Origin of the sequence: Pontibacter pamirensis, from assembly GCF_010015475.1 — a bacterium.
Classification (GTDB): Bacteria; Bacteroidota; Bacteroidia; order Cytophagales; family Hymenobacteraceae; genus Pontibacter; species Pontibacter pamirensis.
The window spans coordinates 267,100-293,332 of sequence record NZ_SSNI01000002.1 but is presented as its reverse complement, the minus strand read 5'-3'; the positions used below and the strand labels follow the sequence as shown (position 1 = coordinate 293,332).

Annotated in this window: 25 protein-coding genes and 1 riboswitch; of the genes, 8 read left to right on the top strand and 17 right to left on the bottom strand. The window is 47.0% G+C overall.

Annotated features, from left to right (window positions below):
- Nucleotides 1-12 precede the first annotated feature (12 nt).
- The 3 genes from E1919_RS04125 (at nucleotide 13) to E1919_RS04120 (ending at nucleotide 4,501) form a co-directional block, all read left to right on the top strand.
- Entirely contained in the window at nucleotides 13-2,559 is a 2,547-nt protein-coding gene (locus E1919_RS04125) for a PIG-L family deacetylase (RefSeq protein ID WP_162052062.1), read from the top strand.
- 74 nt (nucleotides 2,560-2,633) lie between these two features.
- Nucleotides 2,634-2,786: a hypothetical protein gene (locus E1919_RS27265; protein ID WP_202915833.1), complete on the top strand. Its 153-nt coding sequence runs from the start codon at nucleotides 2,634-2,636 to the stop codon at nucleotides 2,784-2,786.
- On the top strand, nucleotides 2,783-4,501 hold the full coding sequence (locus E1919_RS04120; RefSeq protein ID WP_162052061.1) for a sodium:solute symporter family protein: 1,719 nt from the start codon (nucleotides 2,783-2,785) through the stop codon (nucleotides 4,499-4,501). Before E1919_RS27265 ends, E1919_RS04120 begins: the two co-directional genes overlap by 4 nt.
- Before the next feature lie 84 nt (nucleotides 4,502-4,585).
- Here the strand turns inward: E1919_RS04120 and E1919_RS04115 are convergent, their stop codons facing one another.
- Nucleotides 4,586-5,503, bottom strand: a complete 918-nt coding sequence (locus tag E1919_RS04115; RefSeq protein ID WP_162052060.1) for a class I SAM-dependent methyltransferase — start codon at nucleotides 5,501-5,503, stop codon at nucleotides 4,586-4,588.
- A 90-nt stretch (nucleotides 5,504-5,593) separates the two neighbouring features.
- Nucleotides 5,594-6,460, bottom strand: a complete 867-nt coding sequence (locus E1919_RS04110) for a DUF2911 domain-containing protein (protein ID WP_162052059.1) — start codon at nucleotides 6,458-6,460, stop codon at nucleotides 5,594-5,596.
- 295 nt (nucleotides 6,461-6,755) lie between these two features.
- A riboswitch (TPP riboswitch) is annotated at nucleotides 6,756-6,853 on the top strand.
- Nucleotides 6,854-6,926: 73 nt separating this feature from the next.
- Here E1919_RS04110 and E1919_RS04105 point away from each other — a divergent pair.
- Genes E1919_RS04105 through E1919_RS04090 form a run of 4 tightly spaced genes read left to right on the top strand, consistent with a single transcriptional unit; the run spans nucleotide 6,927 to nucleotide 9,629 of the window.
- Nucleotides 6,927-7,652: a class I SAM-dependent methyltransferase gene (locus E1919_RS04105; RefSeq protein ID WP_162052058.1), complete on the top strand. Its 726-nt coding sequence runs from the start codon at nucleotides 6,927-6,929 to the stop codon at nucleotides 7,650-7,652.
- Nucleotides 7,649-8,713 carry an AIR synthase-related protein gene (locus tag E1919_RS04100; RefSeq protein ID WP_162052057.1) on the top strand — a complete coding sequence of 355 codons (1,065 nt, stop codon included), beginning with the start codon at nucleotides 7,649-7,651 and terminating at the stop codon, nucleotides 8,711-8,713. The genes E1919_RS04105 and E1919_RS04100 overlap by 4 nt, the downstream gene beginning before the upstream one ends.
- Nucleotides 8,710-9,366 (top strand): thiamine phosphate synthase, encoded by a 657-nt coding sequence (locus E1919_RS04095; protein ID WP_162052056.1) that lies wholly within the window; start codon nucleotides 8,710-8,712, stop codon nucleotides 9,364-9,366. Before E1919_RS04100 ends, E1919_RS04095 begins: the two co-directional genes overlap by 4 nt.
- Nucleotides 9,363-9,629 carry a Trm112 family protein gene (locus tag E1919_RS04090; protein ID WP_162052055.1) on the top strand — a complete coding sequence of 89 codons (267 nt, stop codon included), beginning with the start codon at nucleotides 9,363-9,365 and terminating at the stop codon, nucleotides 9,627-9,629. The genes E1919_RS04095 and E1919_RS04090 overlap by 4 nt, the downstream gene beginning before the upstream one ends.
- 23 nt (nucleotides 9,630-9,652) lie before the next feature.
- Here the strand turns inward: E1919_RS04090 and E1919_RS04085 are convergent, their stop codons facing one another.
- The 15 genes from E1919_RS04085 to yihA all read right to left on the bottom strand — a co-directional run bounded on the left by E1919_RS04085 (nucleotide 9,653) and on the right by yihA (nucleotide 23,317).
- The gene (locus E1919_RS04085) at nucleotides 9,653-10,180 is read right to left on the bottom strand and encodes a hypothetical protein (protein ID WP_237143986.1); all 528 of its coding nucleotides are present in this window, start codon (nucleotides 10,178-10,180) and stop codon (nucleotides 9,653-9,655) included.
- 139 nt (nucleotides 10,181-10,319) lie between these two features.
- Nucleotides 10,320-12,137 carry an ABC transporter ATP-binding protein gene (locus tag E1919_RS04080; RefSeq protein WP_162052054.1) on the bottom strand — a complete coding sequence of 606 codons (1,818 nt, stop codon included), beginning with the start codon at nucleotides 12,135-12,137 and terminating at the stop codon, nucleotides 10,320-10,322.
- A 201-nt stretch (nucleotides 12,138-12,338) separates the two neighbouring features.
- The gene (rsgA, locus tag E1919_RS04075) at nucleotides 12,339-13,262 is read right to left on the bottom strand and encodes a ribosome small subunit-dependent GTPase A (RefSeq protein WP_162052053.1); all 924 of its coding nucleotides are present in this window, start codon (nucleotides 13,260-13,262) and stop codon (nucleotides 12,339-12,341) included.
- Between the two features lie 5 nt (nucleotides 13,263-13,267).
- Nucleotides 13,268-14,509 (bottom strand): 3-deoxy-D-manno-octulosonic acid transferase, encoded by a 1,242-nt coding sequence (locus E1919_RS04070; protein ID WP_162052052.1) that lies wholly within the window; start codon nucleotides 14,507-14,509, stop codon nucleotides 13,268-13,270.
- 343 nt (nucleotides 14,510-14,852) lie between these two features.
- Nucleotides 14,853-15,533 carry a TetR/AcrR family transcriptional regulator gene (locus tag E1919_RS04065; RefSeq protein ID WP_162052051.1) on the bottom strand — a complete coding sequence of 227 codons (681 nt, stop codon included), beginning with the start codon at nucleotides 15,531-15,533 and terminating at the stop codon, nucleotides 14,853-14,855.
- A gap of 16 nt (nucleotides 15,534-15,549) precedes the next feature.
- Nucleotides 15,550-16,182 carry a carbonic anhydrase family protein gene (locus E1919_RS04060; RefSeq protein WP_162052050.1) on the bottom strand — a complete coding sequence of 211 codons (633 nt, stop codon included), beginning with the start codon at nucleotides 16,180-16,182 and terminating at the stop codon, nucleotides 15,550-15,552.
- 37 nt (nucleotides 16,183-16,219) lie between these two features.
- Nucleotides 16,220-17,785: a SulP family inorganic anion transporter gene (locus E1919_RS04055; RefSeq protein ID WP_162052049.1), complete on the bottom strand. Its 1,566-nt coding sequence runs from the start codon at nucleotides 17,783-17,785 to the stop codon at nucleotides 16,220-16,222.
- Nucleotides 17,786-18,080: 295 nt separating this feature from the next.
- Entirely contained in the window at nucleotides 18,081-18,719 is a 639-nt protein-coding gene (locus E1919_RS04050; protein WP_162052048.1) for a peroxiredoxin, read from the bottom strand.
- A 32-nt stretch (nucleotides 18,720-18,751) separates the two neighbouring features.
- Complete coding sequence (locus E1919_RS04045; RefSeq protein WP_162052047.1) at nucleotides 18,752-19,219, bottom strand: Fur family transcriptional regulator; 468 nt, start codon at nucleotides 19,217-19,219, stop codon at nucleotides 18,752-18,754.
- Between the two features lie 250 nt (nucleotides 19,220-19,469).
- Nucleotides 19,470-19,700, bottom strand: a complete 231-nt coding sequence (locus E1919_RS04040) for a hypothetical protein (protein WP_162052046.1) — start codon at nucleotides 19,698-19,700, stop codon at nucleotides 19,470-19,472.
- 126 nt (nucleotides 19,701-19,826) lie between these two features.
- Nucleotides 19,827-21,101 (bottom strand): aspartate kinase, encoded by a 1,275-nt coding sequence (locus E1919_RS04035; RefSeq protein ID WP_162052045.1) that lies wholly within the window; start codon nucleotides 21,099-21,101, stop codon nucleotides 19,827-19,829.
- A 265-nt stretch (nucleotides 21,102-21,366) separates the two neighbouring features.
- The gene (locus E1919_RS04030) at nucleotides 21,367-21,672 is read right to left on the bottom strand and encodes a hypothetical protein (protein ID WP_162052044.1); all 306 of its coding nucleotides are present in this window, start codon (nucleotides 21,670-21,672) and stop codon (nucleotides 21,367-21,369) included.
- Between the two features lie 68 nt (nucleotides 21,673-21,740).
- Nucleotides 21,741-22,202 (bottom strand): DUF5606 family protein, encoded by a 462-nt coding sequence (locus tag E1919_RS04025; protein ID WP_162052043.1) that lies wholly within the window; start codon nucleotides 22,200-22,202, stop codon nucleotides 21,741-21,743.
- 22 nt (nucleotides 22,203-22,224) lie between these two features.
- Entirely contained in the window at nucleotides 22,225-22,632 is a 408-nt protein-coding gene (locus E1919_RS04020) for an energy transducer TonB (protein WP_162052042.1), read from the bottom strand.
- Nucleotides 22,633-22,711: 79 nt separating this feature from the next.
- Complete coding sequence (gene yihA, locus E1919_RS04015) at nucleotides 22,712-23,317, bottom strand: ribosome biogenesis GTP-binding protein YihA/YsxC (RefSeq protein ID WP_162052041.1); 606 nt, start codon at nucleotides 23,315-23,317, stop codon at nucleotides 22,712-22,714.
- 837 nt (nucleotides 23,318-24,154) lie between these two features.
- On the opposite strand from yihA, the gene E1919_RS04010 reads away from it, so the two are divergent.
- Nucleotides 24,155-26,140 (top strand): OmpA family protein, encoded by a 1,986-nt coding sequence (locus E1919_RS04010; RefSeq protein ID WP_162052040.1) that lies wholly within the window; start codon nucleotides 24,155-24,157, stop codon nucleotides 26,138-26,140.
- Nucleotides 26,141-26,233 lie beyond the last annotated feature (93 nt).

The window sequence follows — 26,233 nt, the reverse complement described above, 5'->3', positions numbered from 1 at the left end:
TAAGAAATTATAATGATAAGACACACGGACTACCGCCAAAGCTTCCTGCTGCTACTGGCGATGTTACTTGCAGTGCCTGCCGCATGGGCACAGGCTCCCGCCAAACCCTCTGCTGCAAAGGTACTGCAAGACCTGAAAAAGCTGAATGTGCTCGGCTCTGTGCTGTACTTGGCGGCGCACCCTGATGATGAGAACACCCGCCTGATTGCTTACCTCTCAAACGAAAAGCTATACAATACCGGCTATCTGGCTGTTACACGTGGGGATGGGGGGCAGAACCTTATTGGGCCAGAGATTAGAGAGGGATTGGGGATTATCAGGACACAGGAGTTGCTGCAGGCGCGTCGCACTGACGGTGGACAGCAGTTCTTTACCCGCGCCAACGATTTCGGCTTTTCTAAAGACCAACAGGAGACCTTCACCATCTGGGACAAAGAGCAGGTGCTGGCCGACATGGTGTATGTTATTCGCAAATTCAGGCCGGATGTGATGGTAACCCGCTTCTCGCCGGAACCTTCCGGAACGCACGGGCATCATACTGGTTCGGCTATTCTGGCATCAGAGGCATTTGAGGCTGCTGCAGACCCGAATCGATTTCCGGAGCAGCTGAAATATGTGGAGGTATGGCAGCCAAAGCGCCTGTTGTGGAACACGGGTATATGGTCGTTCGGTAACCAGGCAGAGTTTGATAAATATGTAAAAGAACTGCTGACAATAGATGTGGGCGTTTATAACCCGCTGCTAGGAAAATCATACGGTGAAATTGCCGCAGAAAGCCGCAGCATGCACAAGAGCCAGGGCTTTGGAGCCACAGGTTCGCGTGGTGCTGCCTTAGAGTATCTGAAGCATATGAAAGGTGCCAGAGCAGAGAAAGAACTGTTTGAAGGTGTGAATACCAGCTGGAGCCGGGTGAAGGGAGGCGAGAAAGTGGAGAAGCTGATTCAGAAAGCCATCGACACGTATAACCCTGCGGTGCCAGCAGCTGTCGTGCCTACCCTGATTGCCGCTAAAAAGGAGCTGGAGAAGCTACCGGAAGGCTACTGGAAACGCGTAAAGCAGGAAGAGCTGCAGGATGTGATACAAGCTACCATGGGCTTGTACCTCGAAGTAACGGCTGATGATTTCGCCGCAGCCCCCGGCCAGCCTGTAAAACTGCAGGTGGAAGCCATCAATCGTTCTGCCGTGCCTGTTACCCTACAGCGCATCAGTTACGGATTTGCCTCCAAAGACACCACACTCAACAAGCAACTACAAAACAATGAGCCACTCAGGTACGATGCCACTGCCACACTGCCGCAAAGCATAACCTACTCTCAACCCTATTGGCTTCGCAAGCCGGGCACCGTGGGCATGTTTGCTGTAGAGAACCAGCAGGAGGTGGGGATGCCGGAGAATGCGCCTGCCGCACAGGCTGTTTTTTCTCTTCAGGTAGCTGGCCAGCCGCTGCAGGTAAGCGTACCGGTGGTTTATAAGCGCACAGATCCTGTGGAGGGTGAAGTGTACAGGCCCTTTGTGGTAACGCCTCCGGTTTTTGTGAACGTTTCGGAGAGTGTGTATATGTTTGCCAGCCAGGAGCCAAAGCAGGTGCAAGTGCTGGTAAAATCGGGCAAAGACAACATAGCAGGCAATGTAAAACTGCAATTGCCACAGGGCTGGCGTGCAGAACCTGCCTCCATCCCCTTTAACCTGAAAAGTAAAGGAGCCGAGTTGCCCGTCGCTTTTACCGTATACCCGCCACAGGGGCAGCAGGAAACAACACTGCTGGCAGTGGCTACAATAGATGGTAAAAATTATACCCAGGGCCTCAATGTTATCAACTACAGCCATATTCCGGCGCAGGTCACTTTCCCGGATGCCACAGCTAAAATTGTGAAACTGGACTTGCAGAAGAAAGGGCAGAAGGTAGGCTACGTAATGGGCGCCGGAGACGATATCCCAATAAGCCTGCAGCAGATTGGATATGATGTCACGCTGCTGAAAGAAGAGGACATGCGCCTGAGCAACCTGCAGCAGTTCGACGCCATCATCATGGGAGTACGTGCTTATAATACTGTAGACCGCCTGAAGTTCTACCAGCCAACACTGCTGCAATATGTTGAGAACGGCGGTAACCTAATTGTGCAGTATAATACCAACCACAGCCTTGTTGTGCCTGATATCGCGCCATATCCGCTCAAGCTGTCCCGTGACCGGGTTGCCGTGGAGGATGCAGAGGTACGTATTTTGCAGCCAAACCACCCGGTGCTGAACACACCGAATAAAATCACACAAAAAGATTTTGAAGGCTGGGTGCAGGAGCGGGGCTTATACTTCCCGAATGAGTGGAGCGATGACTATCAGGCTATACTTTCTTCTAACGATCCGGGCGAACCTGCTCGGGATGGTGGCCTGCTGATTGCGCCGTATGGCAAAGGAAACTACATTTATACCGGGTACTCCTGGTTCAGGGAACTCCCTGCCGGTGTGGCTGGTGCATATCGGCTTTTTGCCAACCTGATTTCTTTAGGCAGTAATGCCGGCAGAGCTGGCGGCGAGGCAAAATCAAGCACAAACAATTAAGGGCAGCAGGCCAAAGAACTACCTTTCCTGGGGTTGCACTTTGGCCTGCTGCTTCTCTCCAACCTACCCTTTCTATGAAAGATAAGAAGCACCCCCCTGTCGACACAGAGAAACCTATTGAAAAACCACCCTTCTTCAGCAGCTGGTCCGGTATGTATTGGCTGGTAATTGGCAACCTCGCTTTCCTGATTATCCTGTTTTACATCATCACCGGGATTTATTCATGAGGCCACTTGATTGGATTGTGCTGCTGGGCACATTGGGCTTCATCGTAAGCTATGGCGTCTGGAAAACGCGTGGAAGCAAAGACATAGAAGGTTACCTGAAAGGCGACAACAGTATGAAGTGGTGGACCATCGGCCTGTCAGTTATGGCGACACAGGCAAGCGCCATCACCTTTCTTTCCACACCGGGGCAGGCGTACGAGGATGGGATGCGCTTCGTGCAGTTTTATTTCGGACTGCCAATCGCCATGGTGATTATCTCCATCACTGTTATCCCCATCTTTTATAGGCTGAATGTATACACGGCTTATGAGTTCCTGGAGAACCGCTTCGACCTGAAAACACGTTCCCTGGCTGCGCTGCTTTTCCTGGTGCAGCGCGGATTGGCAGCCGGCATCACCATTTATGCACCTGCCATCATTCTTTCCACTATGTTGGGCTGGAGCCTAACAGTAACCATCCTCATCATCGGAGTGCTTGTTATCCTGTACACTGTGTCGGGAGGTTCTAAGGCAGTGAGCGTGACACAGAAGCAGCAGATGGCCGTGATGATGGGGGGAATGATTGTAGCCGGGTTTGTGGTGGTCAGCTACCTGCCCGATAATGTCAGCTTTGGCGAGGCGGTGAGCGTGGCAGGAAAAATGGGAAAGATGAATGTGGTAGACTTCTCCTTTAACTGGGACGACCGCTACAACTTCTGGTCCGGAATAACAGGAGGGCTCTTCCTGGCACTATCCTACTTCGGCACTGACCAAAGCCAGGTAGGGCGTTATTTAGGCGGTAAATCCGTTGCAGAAAGCCGCTTGGGGCTCTTGTTTAACGGGCTGCTGAAGATACCGATGCAGTTCCTGATACTGTTTATCGGGATTATGGTGTTCGTGTTTTACCAGTTTAACCAGCCACCTGTATTCTTTAATGAAGTAGCCAAAAGCAACGTATATGCGACACCTTACGCCGATGACCTTCGTGCGTTGGAGCAGACGTATACTGGTGTTTTTGAGCAGAAGCAGGAGGCCGTACACCGCTTAGTGGCAGCAATAAAAGCAGAGGACAAAGCCGCTATAGAGACGGCGCAAGTCAGCGTGAATGTGCTGACTGAGGCCTCGAAAGAAATTCGGGAAGAAGTGAAAGACCTTGTAAGGCTGGCTACGCCTGATGCAGAAGTAAAAGACACTGACTATGTTTTTATCTCTTTTGTGATGAAGTACCTGCCGGCAGGCTTAGTCGGCCTGCTGCTGGCGGTCATCTTCTCAGCGGCTATGTCGTCCTCGGCAGCGGAACTGAATGCGCTGGCTTCTACCACGGTAGTTGACATCTATAAGCGCTCCATGAACCAGTTGGCAAGCGACAGGCATTACCTCAACGCCTCCAGGTTCTTTACTATTTTATGGGGAGCCATCGCGATTCTCTTTGCCATGTTTGCCTCTATGCTTGATAACCTGATTGAGGCAGTGAATATCATTGGTTCGATTTTCTATGGCACTATCCTGGGTATCTTCCTGGTGGCCTTCTACGTCCATTATATCCGGGGAAATGCCGTATTTATTGCCGCTGTGCTGGCCGAACTGGTGGTGCTGTACTGCCATTACTTCACAGACATCGCTTTTCTGTGGTTTAACGTAATAGGCTGCGCCTGTGTGGTTGTGTTTGGTTTTATACTGCAAACAATGATGGGAGGGAAGCGGCGGCTAAAAAATACAAATTATCGAAAACACTAGCAGGAACTGTGTGCGCTATGATGCCTAATTTATACTATAATTAGCTTTAAGTGGCCTTGGTACGTGATACGAGCGTCACTATACTTACCTCGGTTTCTGCGCGGCAATAATATAAACTAGGCTGCCACCTGCTGAGACGTACTCCTCATTCTGTAGTTTTTGCTTTAGCGTTACTTTGTTGAAAAGCAGGGTTTGCCAGTAAGCATCGAACTTTTCTTTCTGGCCGCCGCCTGCCATATAATAGTTCAGGTTGTCCTGGTAGTCATAGCCCATGGCCTCCGACTCTACCCACTGCAGCATCTGTTCCACGCGCAGCATTTTCTCCTGCGTGTCGTAAGGCGGAATAATGGAAAGAGCCTTGTCAGAAATCCATACTTTTATATCCCGCAAACCGGCTTTCAAAAAAAGGTCCGGTATTACGTCGCCCAGCGAGTTAAAGCCTTCACCAAGCTGCTTTTTCCCTTTCTCTATTCGGAGCTTTACTTCCAGCACGTCCAGCATGCCCTCCACGTTGAAGTCTGTTTCGCCGTAGCGGTCGAACATCAGGTTAGGTACCAGGTTATTGGGTTCCAGAGCCAGCACCCAGCCTCCTGGCTTCGTTACCCGAATCATTTCCTGTATCACGCGCTGCGGGTTTTTCACGTGAATCAGCAGCGTTTGGCAAAGTGTTACATCGGCGGTGTTGTCGGGTAAGGGAATTTCTGTGGCATTGCCTACTTTAAACTCGTAGTCGATACTGTTCGTTGAATACTGGCTTTGCGCCCTCTGCCGTGCCTCCTCAATGTACCCTGGCTCGTAATCCACGCCGTACACTTTGCCGCCGGAGGGCATGTACTTTGAGAACTTAAAGCCCATCATACCCTTGCCGCAGCCAATGTCCACGAGGGTGCCGCAGTACTCTATATACAGACGCTGTGCGAGCAGCTCCAGGTAGTCCTCGTTCCACCAGTATTCCCGGGCGGGTCCTAAATGCTCTTCTGAATGCTGTTTTTCCTCTTGCACGTTCTCTTTTCTCTAAAATATAAAGGATAAAAAAGCCTCCGGGAGTTATTTCTCCCGGAGGCTTTTTATACGGTAAAAGCGGTCTAAGCTTTACTTCTGCTTTTTCCAGTCAGCAATTGCTTTTTGGTTCAGCGCTACATAATCCTGGTTTTGAGCCTTTTGTGCCTCTGCCATGGATCTCTCAGCTGTTTTCACAGCACTCTTATAATCTTTGAGCTGCGCCTCAATTTTGGCCTGGGTGTGCAGGTTCCAGAATTTCGGTTCGTTTGCATTGGCTTTCTTCATCCAGTTCAGCGCCTGCTTCAGGTCACGGTTTGTCTGGAGGTAGTAGCTGGCAGCGGCTGCATACACGTTCGGGTCTGCGTTCGCATTGTCGATGGCCTCTTTCTTAATCTGACTCATCACCTGGCTGTCTATATCCGTTTTGATAGTGAAAGGCACGATGGTGTTGTCCCACAGTATCTCTACATCAGCTGCATCGGGCTGCAGGTTGGTGAAGTTGACGGTGAAAGACTCCACCTTGCGCGGGTTCTGCTGTGGTTTTACGGTGAAGCGCGCCTGGTCTTCCTCCTGCTTGTAAGCAGCCACATTTCCTCCCAATTTGGTGTTTTTAGAAAGGATAACTGTCCATTCATCCTTATTCGGGATTGTCAGGATAGCGTACTCACCGGCAGGAATCTGCTTGCCTTCAATGGTGACATCATCCGTAAATTTGATAACAGTAGATGCATTAGCACCGGTGCGCCATACTTTGCCGTAGGGTACCAGGTCACCGAAAACAGTGCGGCCTTTTACAGACGGGCGGGAGTAATCAACAGATACTGTAGAAAGGCCTACTGCCTGCTCTACTTTTTGAGATGGGCTTGCGGCTGGCATTTTGATGCCCTGCGCCTGCGTTGCTCCTGCACCTAACAGGAGGGCAGCAGAAAGTACAAAACCAATAAATGTTTTCTTCATGATAAACCTATTATAAATAAGGGTGTTTTGATGCTGTGAAATTACACATTAAATCATGATTTAGCCAATCTTATTTATTTACAGAAAAGCCTGCCCTTATCCTTGCACGAGAATAATAGAAGGATGTTGAACTCTTAGTTCGGAACATAAGGCTGTAAAATCATTCACACGGGTTAGCTTGCCTTGTTGTGTTGTTTTCCTGCATCAAGTAAAGCATGTGCCAAAGGTGTAGCCAAGCAGATTACCATAGTAAATAAAATGATTTCTCATTTCATATAAAGTTTTGTACCTTGGCCAGTATTACACGGGGTGCTCAACAAAATGTTGGGCTGAGAACATACCCGAAACCTGATCTGGATAATGCCAGCGTAGGAAATGTAAGTCTGCACAGCACAATATTCAGTGCTTTCCCGCTATTCCCTATCTGCTTTGTAAAGTCAGGATATTTTAATCTAAAATACCTGCTGTGAGCAATCTCGAAAAACAAAAATTTGATCTCGTAACGAAGGATTTACGAAAGTGGCAAGGCCGTGAGGAGTGGTTCTTTAACAGGGACCATACCGATACGTACGAACTTTGGTATGAAGGCCGGTACAAACGAGCCGAAGTATGGCAGAAAAAAGTAATCGGCCAGCTAATCACTAAAGATGCACGCGTAAAGACCTTGCTGGAGTTTGGCTGCGGAACCACCCGCTTCACCAGATGGTGGAAGGAAATAGGCATTGAAGCCAGCGGCGGCGACATCTCCCCCTTTATGCTGGGGCAGGGCGTGCATCTTTTCAACGGTGACCTTGTGTTAGCCGACTCCCACCACATGCCCTTCAAGGACCACACCTTTGATGCTCTGGCATTCATCACCACTTTTGAATACTATAAAGATCCTGTTAAGGTCATTCGTGAAGCTGCTCGTGTCGGTAAATACGGCATTGTATTCGGCATGATGAACAGGAACTCCCCGAAGGTTGCCAGAAGAAGGATTCAGGAAATGTTCGGGAAGAACCCTTTTTATGTGACTGCTACCTTTTATACTCCTAAAAAACTGATAGCACTCATTCAGGAAGCACTGCAGGGGAGGGAGTATACGATAGAATGGACGGCTACCGGCCTTCCGAAGTGGTTTCCTGTGCAGCAGTGGAACCAGCCCTATGGTGATTTTTTTGGTTTACATGTTCGGCTAAATGATGTACAATGAGCGCGTTTAAAGATAACTCAGGAAAAATAGCCGGTTCAACATTCAAGGATGTTTTGTTGCCGCACTGTGGTTACAGCCGGGAAGAAGTGCTGATTGGACCTGCTTTTGGCGTAGATACCGCCGTCATTGATTTAGGGAACAACATGGGAATGGCAGTCTCAAGCGACCCTCTTACGTTCATACCTTCCATAGGCCTCAAGGAATCAGCTTGGCTTTCTGTCCATCTGCTGACCAATGATATGGCCTCTACCGGCTTTGCGCCCATGTATGCGCAGTTTGTGCTGAACCTGCCGCCCAGCCTTTCTTTGCAGGCCTTTGAAGAATACTGGAAGTATATACATCTCTTCTGCAAGGACATTGGAGTAGCTATTACAGGTGGACATACCGGCCAGATAGAAGGCCAGAACTCAACCATATCAGGCGGAGGCACTATGTTTCTGACGGCCCCTTTGCAAAAAATCATAACGAGCAACAAAGCTGAACCCGGCGATATAATTGTGGCAACCAAGGAAACTGCTCTTGTAGCCTCTTCCATCCTGGCCATGAGCTTTCCGAAAACGCTGAAAAACGAGTTGGGGAAGGAAGTCTATGAAAAAGGATGTGAAAATTTTTACCAGACCTCTTCTCTGAAAGATGCTCTGTCCGCTACAGAAGTACTCCAGCGCAATGTAGAGTTAAAAGCTATGCATGACGTGACCGAAGGTGGCGTGGTAGGAGCCATTTGCGAGATGGCGAAGGCCTCTGGCTGTGGGTTCAGGATTGATGACAAGGCTATTCCTGTAGGAGAAGTTCAGCGCCAGATAACGAAGTATTTCGACATTGATCACCGTTTTTGTGTGGGTGCAGGCTCTATGATTATGGCGGTGAAAAGAGGCAGGGAAAGTGATCTAATCAGCCATCTTAACTCCAAATCAATAAAGGCAACTGTGGTAGGTGAAATGACGCCTAAGGAAGACGGCTTCAAAATCATTGAAAATGATGAAGAAAAAGACCTCATCTTCAACGGAAAGGACCCTTACTGGGAGGCATTTTTCAAAGGAATAAAAGCAGGGCTAAAATGAGAAGGGATTCACAGACAATCGGAGGAATATACCTTGTCCTGGATCCAGGTATGGAAAAGGAAACATTGCTGCACAAGCTAAAAGAAGCATTGGAAGGAGGAGTCAGTATCGTACAGGTGTGGAACAACTGGCCTGCTTCTTTTAATCTTTCAGCAAAACAGGATCTTATTCAGTCCATACTGCAAGTCGCTGCTGATTACCATGTACCTGTGCTGATAAATGAGGAGTGGGAACTGCTAAAAGGTACGGGGCTTGCTGGCGTTCATTTCGACAAGATTCCTGAAGATTATGAGGCCATTAAGGCGGACATCAAAAGAGACTTTATTTGCGGTATTACCTGTAGCAACAGTTTGGAAGTAGTCCGTTGGGCCGAGCATAACCAACTGGATTATGTTTCATTTTGCTCCATGTACCCATCAGGTTCAGTGGGCAGCTGCGAGATTGTAAGGCCTGAAACGGTAAAAAGAGCGCGAGATATCACCCACATGCCATTTTTCCTTTCAGGAGGGATAACAGCAGAAAACCTGGTTAGGCTCAAGGAACTCCATTTTGCCGGCGTTGCTGTTATTTCAGGGATTCTGAGTGCAGCGTCCCCAAAAGAATCCACTGCTGCTTATAAAAATGCTTTATCGAACTTGAATTCTAAAATATGAACACATCACTTCTAAAGAAACTATGTTGCCCCATAGATAAGCATGACCTTATATCTAAAGTCTTTGTGAAAGATGAAAATGAAGAGATAATCGAAGGCCTGCTTACATGCCCGGAATGCAAAAGATACTATCCCATTGTGTATGGAATACCAATTATGACTCCTGACGAATACAGAGAAAAAACACTGGAGGAGCCTATATTAAAAAAGTGGGAGATAAGTACAGAAAAAAAAGACACTACGTCTTTCTTATTAGAGGAATGAAATTCTTCAGCCTCTTATAAGAACTACCGGAAGCTTTTGCCCACGCTAAGGCCAAAGCGGGGTATTACCCCGACACCGGGTGTTCTGGAGTTGGGGTCGGGAGAGATGAAAGGAGTGAAAGCCACCCGTACTAACAAGCCTCCACGTGGCACCTGATACCGGAAACCCAGCCTGGCAAAATACATGCTTTGTAAGAGATCCGGGTCATCGGTTAGGCGGCGGGTGTAGCCCAGGCCACCCTCAAAGTGTTTACGCCTGTTGCCTACCATGGCCGTTACTTCCAAAGGCACCACAGGATATACACCTGCATCATCTTCCAGAAAGAAAAGGTTGGTGCCTAAACCTGCTCTAACTGCTGTTTTAAACTTTTCCCGCTGGTATATTATCCGGTCATAGTTAATGGAGTAGACGTCACTGTTGCCGCCCACTTCCACATACATGGCACTAAGCGCTCTGAAATTTTGAGTGAACTCCTGTGCATAGAGCTGGCACGGAAGCAAAAACAGTAGAAGACAAAGGATGTGGAGTGCCTTGGGGTTAACGTGTGGCATAATATAAATCAGGGCGAAACATCAATTTTAATAAGTTCTGGCTTCTCTACGTAAATTGCACAAAGTAAGAAGTAAAATCATGAAAATAAATAACCTGCCGGTGTGGGCCGGCAGGTTATTTATTTAGAAGGCCTTTCGCTTAGCTCAGTTCGAACTGGAGCTTCAGCAGATTTGCATAGATGCCTTCCGGGTTCATGGAGAGCATATCGTGGGAGCCTTCCTCTACAATCTCGCCATTATCAATTACCAGTATCTTATCTACTTTGCGAATCGTTGCCAGGCGGTGGGCAATCACAATGGTGGTGCGTTCCTGCATCAGTACGTCCATTGCCTGCTGCACCAGTTGCTCCGATTCGGAATCGAGGGCGCTGGTGGCTTCATCCAGTATAAGGATAGATGGGTTCTTCAGGATAGCCCGGGCAATGGCAATACGCTGCCGCTGCCCACCTGACAGTTTTATACCCCTCTCACCAACCAGCGTCTCAAACCCTTCCGGAAAGGACACGACAAAGTCATAGGCGTTGGCTTTACGGGCCGCCTCTATAATTTCTGCTTCTGTTGCCTCCGGCCGGCCATAGGCAATGTTTTCCCGGATGGTGCCGCCAAAAAGCAGCACCTCCTGGGGTACAATACCGATGTTGCCGCGCAGGGTGGTCAGGTTTATATCGCGGATGTCTTTTCCGTCCACGGCGATGCCGCCTCCGGATACATCGTAGTAGCGCACCAGCAACTGTGCAATGGTAGACTTACCGGCACCGCTTGGGCCGACAAGGGCAACCTTTTCACCGGCTTTCACACTAAAGCTAATGTCGTTGAGCACCTGCACATCGGTGCGGGTAGGGTAGGAGAAGGCCACTTGGTTGTACACAATATCCCCGTGCAGCCTTGGCACCTCGCTCAGCGCTTTCACGCTTTTATCAGTCGGCTCTTCCTGCTCCTGCAGTATCTCCAGTATACGCTCCGTAGAACCCAATGCAGACTGCACCTTGCCATAAATTTCACCCAGGCCACCTACGGAGGCACCAATAAAGACCGTATAAAGCACAAACGATATCAGGTCGCCCGGCTCAATCTCACCGTTGGCCACCAGCGTGGCACCATACCAGATCACGAGGATAATGCCGCCAAACAAGCCGATGATAATGAACGTGATAAAAGCACCCCGGTAATAGGCAGCAGATAAAGCCGTACTCACCGCTTTGCCCAGCGTAGTTCTGTAGCGGGCAACTTCATGCATCTCGTTCGTAAAAGCCTTCACTGTGTTAATCGCCTGCAGCGTTTCCTCCACAATCACGTTTGTGTTTGCCAGCTCGTCCTGTGTCTTTTTAGAAAGGGTTTTTATTTTGCGGCCAAACACCAGCGCCAGCGCCACCAGCACTGGAAAAGTAGCCAGCATAAACAGCGACAGTTTGATGGATACCCACATGATAATGATAACACCTACAAGTAAGGTAGTGGTTTGCCGGAAAAGCTCTGCCAGTGTAATAGACATGGCATCCTGCACCTGCGCCACATCTGTGGTGATGCGGCTGGTGATTTCACCCACGCGTCTTTTCTCGTAAAAGGAAATTGGGAGCAGCACAAACTTGCTGTAAAGGTCGCGCCGGATGTCGGCCACGGCGTTCTCGCTTACCTGCGCAAAAAAGTATACTCTGAAAAAGGAGAAGATGCCCTGCAGTATGATAATAGCGAAAAGCCCCATAGCTATCAGGTTAATGTCCTGCAGCAGGCCCTCTGCGTTGCCGATGGAAGAGTCCACGAGCTTGCCTACCAGGTACGGGAATGCCATAAAGGTCAGGCTCGAGAGTACCAGAAAAACAAGGCCAATAATGAATTTGTACTTGTAAGGAAGAACGTAGCCAAAAATTTGCAGGCTTCGCCGGAAGCTCTCTTTGCTAATCTTTACCCTGCCTTCTTTTTCCTGCTCTCCGCTTGGCCCGAATCTGCGTTTTGCCATTAATAAAAATCTGCTTTAAAATAGGTTATAGAACAGCTTTAGCCTGTTTAAGCCTCTGCTGTGCCGGTCTATCTGTGGTATAACAGTTAGTTGGCCTGAATGATGCCACAGTGCCGGGAAATCTTACAAAGGTAAGGATTCTGATGAATTTTGGTGAAGTCTGTTTAAAGGAAAGCAGGTGTTAATTAGCGGTATAAGGGCTTACCTTCTGTTATCCCCGCCGTGCATCATGCTGAGGTAGCTTTCGTAGCGGGTCAGGGATATTTCGTTCTGGCGCACGGCCTCTACCACAGCGCAACCCGGTTCGTTGAAGTGGGTACAGTTGTTAAAGCGGCACTGGTTCATCCGTTCGCGCATTTCAGGGAAAAAGTGGCTCAGTTCTGCAGCCGGAATGTCCACAATGCCCAGTTCTTTAATACCAGGCGTGTCGATGATATAGGTGTCGTCACTTACCTCAAACATTTCGGCGTATGTGGTGGTATGAACCCCTTTATCCGAAAAGTCTGAAATCTCAGATGTCTTCAGTTCCAGGTCCGGCACAATGAGGTTGATGAGGGTGGACTTTCCTACACCGGAGTGGCCGGAGAGGAGGGTGGTTTTACCCTGTAGCAGCGCCTGCATTTCTTCAATGCCCTCGTTGTCTTTGGCAGATACAGAAAGGCTCTGATAGCCCACCTGCTCGTACATGTGGCTGATCTGGCGCTGGTAATCCCGGACATCCTCATCATAGAGGTCCGTTTTATTGAACACGAGTGTAGCGGGAATATCGTAGGCTTCTGCTGTTACCAGGAAGCGGTCTATAAAACCAAAGGAGGTGCGCGGCGACACCAGCGTTACAATCAGCAGGGCCTGGTCGAGGTTGGAGGCGATGATGTGGGAGTAAGCGGTTTTGTGGGTAGACTGGCGGATGATGTAGTTTTCGCGGTCCTCTATCTTGTGAATTACAGCGGTGTCTTCGCCGGTTTGCTCTATATCAAACTCCACCCGGTCGCCCACAGCCAGTGGGTTGCTGACCTTTGAGTCTTTCTGCTTAAACTTACCGCGCAGGCGGGCACGGTGCATTTTGCCTTCTGCGTCGCGCACCAGGTACCAGGATCCTGTCGATTTTACTACTACTCCTTTCATGCCACCTACTTTAGCAGTTGCTGTATGTCTGTCATAATTTTGGCTGTAGCCCCTGCCTGCTGTTTTACGTATCGTTTTTCGTTCTCGGTTATTCTTTGCCTGAAAACAGGGGATGTACACACCTTTTCAAACGCCAGGAGCAGGTCCTCCGCATTACTTACCGGGAAAGCACAATTTAACTCCACCAGTTCCTTCGCCTCCTGAAACCTGCTGTAACGGGGGCCAAAGAACAAGGGCAGGCCAAACACAGCAGCCTCCAAAGTGTTATGCAGCCCTTTGCCAAAAGCTCCGCCTATATAGGCGTACGTGCCGTAGCTGTAGAGAGAAGAGAGCATGCCGACGTTATCAATCACCAGCACATTGTAGCCGGCCACATCTGCCGCTGTTGCTTTAGAAAAACGCACAGCACCCTCACCAATCTGCTGCATAATGGCGGTAATGCTGCTCTCGTATACCTCGTGCGGCGCAACGATAAACTTTATGCTGCTGCGGTATTTCCGGATAATGGGCTTCAGGACTTCCATGTCAGCGGGCCAGCTGCTGCCTATAATAAACACCTGCTGTTGCTGCACAAAAGCCTCCACCAGCGGCAGAATCTTAACAGCGGCAGCCGTTTGCAGCACTCTGTCAAAGCGGGTGTCGCCGGCGACGCTTGCCTGTGGCACGTTAATGCGCCGGAGCAGTTCCAGTGACTGCTTGTTTTGGGTATAAATATGGGTAAAGCGCTGCAGGATATGGCGGTAAAACTGGCCATATGGCTTAAAAAACAGCTGCTCTTTCCGGAAGATGGCTGAAATGGAAAGCACCGGAATCTGCTGCTCCTGCAGTTCTTGTAAATAATAATGCCAGAACTCATACTTCACAAACACAGCCAGCTTTGGCTGCACCAGCTGTATAAACCGAGCTGCATTATGTGCGCTGTCTAAGGGCAGGTACAGGACGTAATCTGCGCCACTGTAGTTTTTGCGAACCTCGTAACCGGAGGGGGAGAAGAAAGTCAGCAGGATTTTATACTCCGGGAAAGCTTCCCGAAACGCCTCTATTACCGGTCGCCCCTGCTCAAACTCGCCTAAAGAGGCGCAATGGAACCACACCACCGGCGACTTATTTCCCTGCAGGGCCTGCTCCAACCGCTCAAACTGTTGTTCGCGCCCCTGCTGCATCTGTTTCGCCTTTTCGTTAAAGGGCGTAGCCAGGGCAATGGCTGTTTTATAAGCCTTTAGGCCAATGTCGTAGAGTAGCTTCAATAGGTAAATTTGTAGTACAGGTGCTGTGGCGAAATGCCCACATGGACTCTGAAAGTGCGGACAGCCTTTGTCATATGGCTGCACGTTTCCTGCTGCAAATATAAGGTATTGGCTTGTCTTGTGGCAATTTAGTTTTAGGGAAGGCACTAGCTCAGCAGGCTATTGCTGCTTTATGTTCTGCACTGGTTACCACTTACACAGTTAGCCAGTATGTATGGCTGAAAAAACCTTCGTTTGTTAATGAGCGACTTCTAAAACAGTACTCCCTTGCATGCATGGTATCCATTAGCACATACAGCGTAATGATTAACTGAAGCAGCACGTAAAAAAATGGTAGCGAGTGTTATTTGCCAATGGTTTTAAACACCATTTCTGTCAGGAACTCCATCAACTGACTTTCTTTGTTATCTGAAATATTGGTGAGGGAGGGTAGGTGCAGCGAAAAGAATTTCTGGGAGTGGGCTGTTTCTGCTACTGTGGAAACCAATGAAGCAGGAAACTTATAGGCAGGGTTTATCTCTTTGATAATTTCTGCAACACGCTTACAAAAACGCTTATAGGAATAAAAAAATCCTTCTCTGTTGTTATCGTCCACCTCTTTTGTGAGGTAAACCTTTGCAGATTCTGCCACTACAATTTTTTGCAGTGCCACCTCATCCACATGTACAAAATTCATGTCAAGTTCTACCTTTCCTGACAGGATGCCAATGGCAATCTTTAATCTTTCTTCCGCAGACCGGATATTATTAGTAGCAAACACTAGCCGGTATTCCAGCCAACTCCAATACCAGGAGATCAGGTATGAGAGCAGCATATGCTTGCTCTCAAAATACCTGTATATAGTTGCCTCCGTTGTACCTATCTTCTCCGCCAGCTTTTTAAATGTGAAAGACTCTAGTCCGAGTTCATCTATGAGCAGTATACTTTGTTCCACGATGTGCCGCCCTTTCTCAGATGTATCCGGGTCTTTCAGGTAGACTTTCTCATCTACTTTTATTTTTAAGTTCGCCAGCAGATTTTTCATTCATGTAGGGCTCGCCTTATTGCAACGAATGATCATAGAAATTCACGACACCGGTTCCTACGTCATACATGCCTCCTGCAATTCCTATCTCTCCGTTCTGAATCATTTCCTTCAGTATACTACTTCTGTTCTGGATATCATCTATCGTTCTGTGAACATTTTCTTCAGCTACCTTGTCCACAAATTCTAAATTTTTAGAACTTCTATCTCCATCGTAATTAACACCTTCAACAGAAGGCTTTATTTTATCTAAAAGCACTGTCAGGTTGCCGAGTTCTACATTGTCGCAGGCACCTTTTACGGCCCCACAGCTTGTGTGCCCTAAAACTACAATCAACTTTGAGCCGGCTACCTTACAGGCAAACTCCATGCTTCCCAATATATCCTCATTCACAATGTTGCCGGCAACCCTGGCATTAAATATATCGCCCATGCCCTGGTCAAAAATAAGCTCTGACGAAGTTCGGGAGTCGATACAGCTCAATATAATAGCAAAAGGATTCTGACCTTTAGACGTTTCGTTTACCTGTTGCAAGAGGCCATGGTCAAGCTTCTGATTGCTAACGAACCGCTTGTTTCCCTCTTTCAGTCGCTCTAATCCTTTTTCCGGCGTTATCTTTTCTTGTTGTTCTTTTGTTAATGCTCTCATTTTCTATTTGGTTTTTATTAAAATGTAATGTTTCTATCTAGATTAGAACCTTACCTGCCTTAACATCTTCACCTTCCGCCACTTCTTTTATAGTTAGATTGATGTTCTTTCTCCGGGCATTATGTTTAAAGTCTTCGATAACCTCTTTCACGTCCGGGTCAACATAGGCTGACTTTGAATAATCAATTTCTAGGTCCACATTGTCGGGGAGCCTCCTTAGCGTCTGCAGGATGTTCCCCTTGTTCAGAAAAGATATCTCTTCTGCCAATATCATATGGTACTGTTCCCGGGCACCTTCAGTTTTGTTTTTGTACAGGTTATGTGAGACTTTGTAGTTATTGCGCAGGACATTAACAATTGCCACAGCCATACCTATACCTATTCCAGTAAGAAGATCTGTGAAAACAATGGCTACGATGGTTACAATGAATGGCAGAAACTGATTCCAGCCGCTTCTGTACATGCTTTTGAAGAGAGCGGGCTTTGCCAGCTTAAATCCAACAATTATAAGAATAGCTGCAAGGCTAGCCAGCGGGATCATGTTCAGAACACTTGGAAGAAGGATAACAGAGATCAGAATGAGCACCCCATGAATAAGGGAGGCAAGCTTTGTTCTTCCGCCGGATTGAATGTTGGCAGAACTCCTGACAATTACCTGTGTTACAGGTAAACCGCCGATAAAACCTGAAACCATGTTGCCTACACCCTGCGCTACTAACTCTCTGTTTGCAGGGCTTATGCGTTTGTAAGGGTCCAGTTTGTCTGTTGCTTCAAGGCACAGCAATGTTTCAAGACTTGCCACAATGGCTAAGGTGGCTGCCAGGAAGAGTACATCATAGTCGAGCACACGGCTAAAGTCAGGAGTGGTGAATTGCTGAAGGAAACCTGTAAAACTATCGGCAACTGGGAGCTCTACTAAATGGTTGATGCCCAGTGCCAGTTGCGGGTAGAAATCGCGGAAAACCACATTAAGTATAATGCCCAGCACCACAACAACCAGCGGCCCCTGTATAAGTTGAAACACTTTATGCTTCTTTGTGAGCACCTGATCCCATAAAATGAGAATAGCCAAAGACAGCACACTTATTATAACCGCCCCGGGCGTGATATAATTGAAAGCATTAAATAGTGAAGAGAATGTAGTGCCGCCATCAGGCTCAATGTAATGCACATTTCCCTCAAAATTAGAATCATAACCGAAGGAATGGGGAATCTGCTTTAGAATAATGATGACCCCGATACCCGCAAGCATTCCCTTGATGACAGAAGTAGGGAAGTAGTAGCCAATGCTCCCTGCTTTCAGGAAACCCAGTCCAAGCTGAATGGCACCTGCCAGCACAACGGCAGAAAGAAAAACTTCGAAGTTTCCGAGACTTTGTATCGCCTGCAACACGATAACAGCCAGTCCGGCCGCAGGCCCACTGACGCCCAGTTGCGAGCCACTGATAAGCGTTACCACTATACCACCTACAATACCGGCAATAATCCCGGAAAACAACGGTGCGCCCGAGGCCATGGCAATACCTAAGCACAGCGGAACTGCCACCAGGAAAACCACAATTCCTGCTGGCAAATCGTTTTTGATTTCTTTCAGGCTGATCATCTCTTTTAAGTTTAGGTCATTAAGCTATAGTATTACTATCGTTATTAAATGTATGCATAAATTTTCCATTTGGTTTACATTTTATGTGTTTTTTTTCCTGTTTTAAACCTGCACCCGGGCTTTGGGTATAAAGCTTTGTTTAACGCAGGGCTGTGGAAGAGACTAATCTTTGTGAAAATCTGACGTATAAAGGAGACTTATAAACGATAGGAAGCATGTTTCGCTAACCTTCCAAAAACAGAAAAGCCACTGCAAAGCAGTGGCTTTTCTGTTTTATTCTTAAATTTGGTTTAACTTAGTTTGCTCTGTTTGCAAGGTAAGCAGAAACCCCTTCTTTAGTCGCCTGCATAGCTTCTTCACCTTCTTCCCAGTTGGCTGGGCAAACTTCGCCTTTCTCTTCGAAATACTGCAGGGCATCTACCATACGCAACGCTTCATCGATGCTGCGGCCAAGCGGAAGGTCGTTTACTACCTGGTGGCGAACCACACCTTCTTTATCTATCAGGAACAGGCCACGGTAAGCAACAGGCTCACCTACAAAAGTAACCTCACCTTCTTCGTTATAGTCGTAGTGGCCGGCCAGTACGTCGAAGTTCTGAGAGATTGTTTTAGCTGCGTCAGCAACCAATGGGTATGTAACACCCTGAATTCCGCCTTGGTCCTGTGGTGTGTTTAACCAGGCGAAGTGCGATACATGCGTATCAGTGGAGCAGCCAACTACAGCCACGCCTTTACGCTCAAAATCAGCTATTCTGTCCTGGAATGCTAGAATCTCCGTTGGGCACACGAATGTGAAGTCCATTGGGTAAAAGAAGAACAGAACGTGCTTCTTACCGAGGTACTGCTCCAGCGAAAAGTTTTCTTCGAAATCTTCACCGTTTACAACGGCTGTTGCTTTAAATGAGGGAGCTTTTTTACCTACTAATACTGCCATTATTAAATCGTGTTAAAGTTTATGAATCTAATTTATTTACTTACTCTTGAAATACTTACTTGCTTTTCCGGCTCCACTTTATTTCCCGTTAACTGCACTGAAAAACTCCTGATTTCGAAGTTGGAGAGGCTTCTTTTCTGAAAGAACTCCTGTAGCAGTTGTTCCAACTCCTCGTCTTCGAAATCTATTATTTCTTTCGTGTTGCTACAGTAAATATGGCTGTGCGCCATGGTGTTGGCATCGAAACGTTTTCCGCCTTCTTCCGACAACACTTTATGAACAAGGTTTGTCTCTGCAAAAGTGTCGAGGGTTTTGTACACAGTGCCTAAGGAGATACTGGGATTAGCCGGTTTTAGGTGCAGAAACACTTCTTCTGCCATAGGGTGTTTTCCTTGCAACTCCATCAGTGCCTCATACACCACAATGCGCTGGTGCGTCGCCTTCAGGCCACTTTCCACAATGCGCTCTCGCAGAGTATGTCGGTTCGTAACGTGCTGCATCCTTTGTTAAGAAAACTTCTTATCTAGTAATATTTCTCACAAAGCTAAAGCATAAATGTTACGCCTGCAAATGGGGATTGTTATTTTAATGTTAAAACATAGTATAGGCGGAGGCAAAGCTGCCTCAAAGGGAAAGAAGGAGCCTGGAGAATAATCCTCAACTTACTCTTTCCTCTATATTGTTAACCTAACAGAGAAAAAAAAGCCCGCCTTTACAGGCGGGCGACATATTATTAAGATTAGATGTCTTTCAAAGAGCAGCAGACGTGGCTCCGAAATTGGCAACCCGAAAGTAATACCGCTGAATTTGCCGGGAAGAATCCGGTTCTGAAGCCAAAGCAGGAGGAGAAACCTTTAGGTTTTTTGCCTCTACTACTGCCACTGAATCGGGAGTTTTGAACACTACGCCTGTAATGAGAAGAACAAAGAGTAGCAGCAACTTAAAAAAAGTTTGGGTGGTAAACGTTTCAGCAGTTTGCATAGCGGTTAAGGCGGTAAATTTGTCTTCTGGAGAGACTTATATGTGTACAAATAAAGCACAAAGTTTCTATAAAAGAAAATAATATATTAAACTTTTAGTATAAATTAAAATAACGGAAAAATACAATTACCGGCTCACAAACTGGTAAGTTGTGCGGGTGCGCTGTTCTAAAAGGATTTCTTTGTTTTCTGTTAACTTGTTTACACTTTCTAAATCGTAATTTTTAACGGTGAAAAGAGACAAGGCTGTGTTATAATGGATGGTAAACTGGTCGTGCAATTTCTGAATGAGGCGGTGCAGGCGCTCTTCATGGTAGTCGGAACACACGGAAAAGGAGATGGCTGAGTTTTGCATCATGTTTATTTTAATGCGCAACTCTGACAGCGCATTAAAGATCGCTTCCAGGTTTTTCTCTGAGATGAACGTGAAATCCTTTACACTGAATGAAATGAGGCACTGGTTTTCTTTGATGATATAGGCAGGTGCTGGTTTATCAAAGCGGCAGTCGCATATCTTGGTTCCTTTGCCGGTGGGGTTTAGGAACGATTTTACATAGAGCGGGATTTGCTTGTTAGCCAGGGGTTTTATGGTTTTGGGGTGAATAACGGAGGCGCCGTAGTATGCCATTTCCACCGTCTCCTGATAAGATATTTCCGGGTAGCATACTGTGTCTCTAAAGTGTTTTGGGTCGGCGTTAAGCAGGCCTTCCACATCTTTCCAGATGCACATTTCTCCGGCATCAAGACTGTAGGCAAAAATGGCGGCACTAAAATCAGAGCCTTCACGGCCCAGCGTGGTAGTGAGGCCGGCCTTGGTGCCACCCAAAAAGCCTTGTGTAACCACAAACTGCTGTTCCAGTAGTGGCAGCAGGTCACGTTTTATCAGGTGCTCTGTGCTGGGCCAGTCTATCTTTGCCTCGCGCCAGGTATCGTCTGTTTGAATATACTTCCGGCTATCAACCCACGTGTTTGCCAGTTGCTGCTCCTGCAGGTAGTGGTGCAGAATGGTGGATGAAAGCAATTCCCCATAACTTACCATCTGGTCGTAAGCTTTGTCGTAGTTGTCAGTCGGGAGTAGCTGCTGGAGGTCGCTGTGCAGGTGCAGGAACAGTTCTTCCAAGCGGTGGTAAACAAGGCTGTCGGGTTCCGGGAACAGTTCCTGCACTACCTCCAAGTGATAGGCCTTGTTCTGCTGGAAAGCCGCCTCAAAATCCTCCTGTTTGTAGGCTTGGTCCATAACCAACTCTAACGCATTGGTCATTTTACCCATTGCGGACACAACCAGCAGCAGTTGCCGCTGGCCACCATGCGTTTTAACAATGTTTGCCAGGTTCCTGAATGCCTCAGCATTTTTTACAGAGGCGCCTCCGAATTTGTATATCTTAATACTGTCTGTAGTCATAGGGAGTAAAAATAGCTATTATTGCCTAAAGATGACATCCTTTGCTATATAGCTAACTTAGTTTTCAGTCTGTGCGGCTAACCCAAAGGATGGCGAGTATATTAAAACTGGTAGGAGAGTATAAGGCGCCGCGACTATGGGAGGAAGGTTCTATATGAAGAGTAGGTTCTGAGGTAACTGAGGCTATGGCTGGTGGAGGATGCGCTTTGTTTCTCTAATGGTAAGCATACTAGCCGGAAATGATAATTACTAAACAGAAATGAAATTACTGGCTGTACCTGAAGCGAATCTCTGCCTTTTGCAGTTCTCTTTTAATGATGAGGCGCGAGATGCGTTCAGCTATGATTTCAGGCTCTTCTGCCATCATGGCCTCTTTTACCTTTCTTTCATCCACATCAATCCGGTAGAGGATGTGCAACAGGCGGTTAAAGTCAGAATAAAGCAGCTTTTGTATGAGGTGGGCAAGCCTGTAGTGCAGTGTTTCTAGGTCTTTGGCAGGTAGGCTATCCACTTCAAAAACCTTTTGCAGGTGGTTTGTGGCGCTGGTGAGTATGGCGGGCGAGTACTGCATAGTAGGTTAAGGCCTTTACATCTTTTAATTAAACAAAGAAGCCCTCCATTGGTGGAGGGCTTCTTTGTTTAGGCTTTCTCTTCTTTACCTTCTTCGGTTTCTGCCTCTGATTCAGTGGTTGCTGTTTCTTCCACTTCTTTGAAGCCTACATAGTCTTTTACAATGTAGTACCAGTTCACCAGTTTTTTCATGTCTGACACATACACGCGCTCCTCATCGAACTCTGGTAGTACGTCGGCCATCAGGTTTTTATAGTCTTCGTTGACTGGCTTGTCACTGATAGGTAACTTATCCCCGTATTTCTGGTGCATCAGGTCAAAAACCTCCGAAAGTGGCACAGTGCCTTCCTCATCTGTTGTATAGATAGAGATCTCATCCAGCAGCGACATGCGGTGGCGCGCCTGTGCTACCAGGTTTTTAGGGTTCTCCTCAAGGCTTTCTACAATAACACCAGTGCGTGTTGGTTTCACTACACGGTACAGGCCGCTCATGCCAGAAATGGCTGCAACTTGTCTTAAATCAATAGGCATAATAAAAAAATAAGCTTACTTGTTATAGTTTAAACAAAATGGGCAGGCTTGCATTCAGACTGTAGCCCGGAGACTTAAACTTCAGCAGTTTAATTACCCGAGCGGCTTCCTCGCCTGTTCCGGCACCAGGGTTGCGCAACACTTTAATGTTAGAGGTAGAGCCATCTTCGTTTATGATGAAGGAAACAATACTTTCTCCCTGCACGCGGTTTCGTTTTGCCATTGCAGGATACTGAAGCTCCTCGTCAATAGCTTTATACAACTCTTCAATACCACCTTCATAATGCTCAGCCGCTGGGATTACCTGGTCCGGTACCCATACCTTTTTTTCTTGCTGTGCCTCATCAGGATTGCTTTCGCTGGTCTGAGCCGATGCCGTTAAGCTTGCGAAGGCAAAGAAAAGAAACAAAATTGAGATTCTGGTTTTCATAAGGGTAAACATTTAGAGTTTCAACTTCACTTGGTTCGCTCCGGCACGTGCTTCAATGCATACCTTCTGTGCAGGGTGATTACTGATTCTGTACTTGCGCGTTTACTTCTTCTATGAAGTTCAGAATCTCTTCACGGCCTGTTTTTAACTCTGCAGAGGTACGGAACATCTGCGGCAGCTCATCCCAAGTTTCACGCAGTTTACGCTGATAAGCAGCTATGGTTGAGTCTGTTTTTGTAGCCGATTGTTTGTCAAGTTTTGTAAATACAAGTACAAAAGGCACGCCTAAGGTTCCTAAGTGGTTGATAAAATCGAGATCCTGCTTCAGCGGCTCGTGCCTCGAGTCAATCAGGGCAAACACACAGGTCAGGTTTTCGCGCTTCTGGAAGTAGTAGTTTATCATCTTGCGCCAGCTCTCGCGCGAGTCTTTGCTTACTTTGGCATACCCGTAGCCCGGCAAGTCTACCAGATACCAGTTGTCGTTTATAAGGAAGTGGTTGATAAGCTGGGTTTTCCCCGGGGATGATGAGGTCTTGGCGAGGCCCTTCTGCTGCGTCAGCATATTTATAAGCGAAGATTTGCCTACATTTGACCTTCCGATAAAGGCGTATTCCGGCTTATCCGGCACCGGGCAGTCTTCTACCCGGGTGTTACTCATCAAAAATTTCGCTTCTTTTATATTCATGTTGCAGTTGTAGGTTTGCTGGCTCCATTCCAGATACCTAAATGTAAGTATAAGGATTTTATGCACAGAGCCGTAAATCCAAAGTTTGCCTCCGTTCCGGCAGGTCTTAATGGTGTACAAAGGTACAGATTTATTTTCCCAAACACGGATGAGGAGCGGACGAACCTTTGCTGATGCCAGCATTATTTGTAATATAACGGTTAAAAATAGTGAAGAGTATAAGCCTTTATCAGAGTTGCAGCAGCAGGATGATACCTTGCTTACCAGAAAATTGTGCATCTGCCTGATATCGAACATATAGGGTGGGTGGAGTAACAAGAGGGAGCGACCTCTACTGGTTATTGAAGTAGATTTCTCTGGTAAGCGGAGAGGCTTTTTAAAAGCGCATCTGGCTAAGAAGAAATAAACTAGATGTTAAAATTATGATTAGTAGTGAGTTGTGTTTTTTTTAAGCTTTTAATCAACCGGTTTTGCCAGACGCCTCCTATAGATTACCGGGTAAAATTTTAAAGATTTTCGGGGTTGTAGGAATTAAATAAAAACTTACAAAACATTTATTATTTTATATATTTGTACGTTCAAATTTTTGTTCTTAATATTATACTTAGGGTAGTACGCCGGATGAAGTCTTGAACACCAACATGGCTTTAAATTTTAGGATGTGCACTGTAAACAATTCAATAATAGTTTAGCGATGAGGCAGGAATTATATATACTAAATTTGATATCAAACGTAAAGAAGCGGAATCAAAGTTTATGGTAGACCCAACTTGCCCATCTGCTTATTCATAACAGTTCAAACCAAACTCAAGCAAAGTATAACAAACCCTTTTACACATGAACCAATTAGCCAAATCGTTCTCACGGTTTACTATGCTGCTGGCCTTTATCTGCCTACTGGCAGCTTCTGCGTCGGCACAAAGCACTAGAAAACAACTGCGGACAGCGAACAGATTTTTTGATAGAGAAAATTACAGAGCAGCAATTCCTATGTATGAGGAAGTGCTGGCCCAAAACCCCGATAATGCGACGGCACTTTACCGTGCCGGTATCAGCTATTTAACCTTTGATAAGGAAAGAGCGGCTGATTACCTTTATCGTGCACAGGCTTTGAAGCCTAACGTAGACCGGGATTTAAATTACTGGTTGGGAAGAGTGGACCACATTAACTATCGCTTCGATAGCGCAATTGAAAACTGGCAGAAGTACCAGCAGGAAATACCGAGACGGAATGAATATCGCCGCGAAGAGGTGGCACAGCTGATACAGCAAGCCCGTAACGCAAAGCGTGAGACTGCTAACCCCAAAGACGTTTTCGTGAAGAACCTTGGAGGAACTGTAAATACAGCTTACTCTGAGCACAGCCCGGTTATTTCATCAGATTACAATTACCTGCTTTTTACCTCGCGTAGCGAAGGAGCAGGTGGAGCCAAGGCAGCAGAGGACGGCGAGTATTACGAAGACATTTTTGAGACAACCCGTACAGGCGAGGATGAGTGGGCGCCGACACGCATTGTTTCGGGGGTTCTCAACAGCCCCGGTCACGACGCCTCTATTCAGCTTTTTGACAATGATACAAAGTTGTTGCTGTACCAATCTGTCAATAATGGTGACATCATGGTGTCAGAGCGCCAGGCAGATGGTACCTGGGGCGCGCCCCAAAGTATCAGTGACAAAGTGAACACGCCTGACTTTGAGTCTGATGCCTTTATCACGCCAGATAATCAAACATTATATTACTCCACCAGCCATAACTCAGAAAATGGTGACTTGGATATATACGTTGTCCAGCGTAATGCAAACGGCACATGGGGTACCCCTAGAAGCTTAGGCAGATCCATTAACACCCCTTATGATGATGACAGCCCTTACATAGACAGCGAGGGTTCGCTTTACTTTGCGTCACGAGGCCACAACTCAATGGGAGGGTATGATATCTTCTATGCTAAGTACGACTCTGTTGCCAGAAGATGGGCACGTCCTGTAAACCTTGGCTATCCAATTAACACTCCGGATGATGATACTTACTACCGGTTGGCTCCAGATGGTACTTATGCCTATCTGTCCTCTTACCGCATTGGTGGTTACGGCGAAAAAGATATCTACACCATCAACTACATTAAAAGTGCAGGAGTAGAAGGCCAGGTATTTACCCAGGCTGATAGCCTGCTTATTCCAGGTGTGGAGTTGGTGTTTAATGGCCTACAGGCTGATAAGCGTCCTATATCCTACCGCGATGTAACAAAACCTGATTCGGCTAATTATGATGTGCAGGTCCTTTCAGGCAGAACATACCAGGTGCAGCTATCGCTGGATAACCAGGTGATTGAAACGCAGGAAATTGAAATACCTGTGGTGCTGGATGATACCACTACTGTTAGACGAAACTTCTACATTGCTTTGTCTGACACGGCAACTGCTACGCTTATTGCAAGAGGTGGAACACGCGGCACCAGCAGTTCAACAGTTTTTGCGATGCAGCCGGTCTATTTTGATACCGACGAGTACGATCTGCGTCCTGAGTCAATCCAGGAGCTGGATAGCATTGCCCGTATCATGAACGCAAACCCAAACATCAACATTAGTATTGAAGGCCACACAGACTCACGTGCAACAGATTCGTATAACGAGACGCTGGGGCAGAACCGTGCGGGTGCAGCCTATGATTACCTTGTTAGACAGGGAATATCTCCACAACGCTTAGTAACTGTAACGTATGGTGAGCGCAGACCTGCTGTGCCGAACACATCCGCTGAAAACATGCAGTTGAACAGAAGAACAGAGTTTAAGGTGCTTCCTCGTCAGGACGATGTCGCACAGTAACTACAAGGCCATAAGGCCGCTGAGTAAATAATTTAGAAGCAGGCTGGGTATTTAATCCAGCCTGCTTTTTTTATATTTCGCAACATAAACCAT